Genomic DNA, 2,289 nt, shown 5'->3' with positions numbered 1-2,289 from the left:
GTTCGACTACAGGTTCAGGCGGGATTGAAGCCTCGAGGCCGACGCTGCGCCGCTTGCCCAAATACCGGTGTCATCGCCCGGCTTGACCGGGCGACCCAGTATCCCAGCGGCGTTTGAGATAAATCGAGAAGCCGCAGCGTACTGGATCGCCCGGTCAAGCCGGGCGATGACAGTGTTGATTGTGGCGGCCGCCCTTCTGAGCCCCGGTTTCTTTCCGGGCGCGCGTCGCCGCCACGCGTCGTACCATTCAAAATTGGCGAGGGGTCCGGCGCGTTACGCCGAACCCCTCATTGGCAAAGATATCAGCCGGCCTGTAAGCCGGGTTTTGTAGGGCACCATCCACTTGCGTGGACGATACGTGACGGCCATTCCTCTGGGACCATGTTCGCACATGGCCTCGAGCAACCTACCCGGACAGCGAGCCTGACATCGCCCTGCGGAGTTATCGCTCTTCAGCGAACATCCCGCGTTGCCGTCCCTATTCGGTTTTGCTCCCGGTGTGGTTTGCCATGCCGTTTCCGTTGCCGGACCCGCGGTGCGCTCTTACCGCACCTTTTCACCCTTACCACGCCGAAGCCCCGAAGGGCGCAGGCGGGCGGTTCGTTCTCTGTGGCACTGTCCCTGGGGTCGCCCCCGCCGGACGTTATCCGGCACCGTATGTCGATGGAGCCCGGACTTTCCTCTCCCGCAGCCTTTCGACCATAGCGGGAGCGGCCGTCCGGCCGACTGACGGCCCTGTGATGGGGGCTGATGGACACCGCGTCAAGCGGATAACCGCAGCGGCGTCGGCCGAGAATTGGTGATCCGGGAGACCACATTGCCAGCCGTACAGGTTGCTCTAAAGTCCGCGCTTTATTGATGGGGATTTGATCATGGATAATCAAAAGGATCTGGCGTCGCCGAATTACGGTTCCACCGTGTCCGGTGTCGTCGGCAGCGCGGCCATGGCCAATGCGGCGCGGACCGGGCCGAAATGGTTGCGCTATTTTCTGTATGCCTGCATCGCCATCACCTTGCTGGCCACCGGCGTGGGGCTGATCGGCAAACTCGGCAGCATCGGCAGCATCCCGGCCTGCGATGCCAAGACCACGCGCGATACGCTCTCCAACCTCAACAAGCAGAACAAGTTCAACGCGTCGAAGTACAACTTCATCAAGCAGGTTTCGGCATCGGATGCGGAGACGATCTGCACGGCGAACCTGGCCTTGTCGGCCGGCGGAACCGTCGAATACGATTATCGCATCTTCAAGGAGGGCTCGGCCGTCAAGGTGGCGATCACGGAGATCAGGCGCTGAGGGCGTAGTTGCCCGGTAAACTTGAATCGCAAAACCTGTTGCAGCGTTGCGTGGCGCGGGTCTACGAACGAAGGTATTTAATTACCTTTATTTTATGGTTCGCACCCATTGCATGGGGTTGTTTTCGATATTTTGGTGGAGCCTTCATTCGGAAACCGGCTGCGCCTACCGCGCCGCCACCGCCTCGTAGATGTCTTCCTCCTGCGCGGTGTGCAGCCGCACCAGCGTCTCGACCGCCTCGATCAGGCGCTGGGCGTCGCGGACCAGATAGCGGTCGACCTTTTCCGACGGCAGGTCCCCGGCAACGCGGCCGAGCAGGCGGGAAAGATGCAGGATCTCGCGGTGCGCCCGGCTCATGGCGGAGAGGCCGTGGCTCTCCCGCAGCACCTTGGCGAGTTGCGGATAGACATGGCCCTCGTCGTCGCGCTCGTGGGCGACCACCTGGTCCTGCACCACCATGTTGGCCTCGGCGATCAGGGCTGCCGCGTCCTCCGGGACGGCATCGTCGAGCGCATCGACGATCGATCGCAGGCGGTCGAGATGGCCGATCAGGGTGAGGTGATCGCTGCGCAACTGGCGTCCGGTCGCGGCGGTCATGGTCCGGCCGGAGCGGCCGTAGCCCGGGCTCAGCGCGCGCAGCGCATTGAGGATCACGGCGACGTCGATCACTTCCTGGACCAGCGCCGCCGGCACCGGCTGCAGCCAGCCGACGGTCGCCGCCAGCATGGCGAGGATCGACAGCGTCATGCCCGCGACGATGCTCTGGACCGCGATCCGCCGCGCGCGTTGCGCGATCGCGATCGCCTCGCCGACGCGGTCGAGACGGTCGGCGAGGATCACCACGTCGGCGGCTTCGGACGAGGCGCTGGCGCCGCGGGCGCCGAGCGCGATTCCGACATCGGCCGCCGCCAGCGCCGGAGCGTCGTTGATGCCGTCGCCGACCATGATGGTCGGATGCAGCCGCTGCTCCGAGCGCACCGCGTCGACCTTGTCG

General features: G+C 64.4%; 2 protein-coding genes and 1 other RNA gene. 1 reads left to right on the top strand and 2 read right to left on the bottom strand.

The features are described from left to right. Positions 1 to 298: 298 nt before the first annotated feature. Positions 299 to 730, bottom strand: an RNA gene (gene rnpB / locus Q8R73_RS03015) — RNase P RNA component class A. A gap of 142 nt (positions 731 to 872) precedes the next feature. Here rnpB and Q8R73_RS03010 point away from each other — a divergent pair. After that, the gene (locus Q8R73_RS03010) at positions 873 to 1,295 is read left to right on the top strand and encodes a hypothetical protein (RefSeq protein WP_305718070.1); all 423 of its coding nucleotides are present in this window, start codon (positions 873 to 875) and stop codon (positions 1,293 to 1,295) included. A gap of 165 nt (positions 1,296 to 1,460) precedes the next feature. On the opposite strand, the gene Q8R73_RS03005 is transcribed toward Q8R73_RS03010, so the two are convergent. Then, on the bottom strand, positions 1,461 to 2,289 hold an 829-nt coding region (locus tag Q8R73_RS03005; RefSeq protein WP_305718069.1), incomplete at its 5' end, for a heavy metal translocating P-type ATPase.

Source organism: Bradyrhizobium sp., assembly GCF_030697065.1.
Taxonomy (GTDB): Bacteria; Pseudomonadota; Alphaproteobacteria; order Rhizobiales; family Xanthobacteraceae; genus Bradyrhizobium.
The sequence above is the reverse complement of the archived record's forward strand: the minus strand, read 5'-3'. Positions and strand labels throughout refer to the sequence as shown.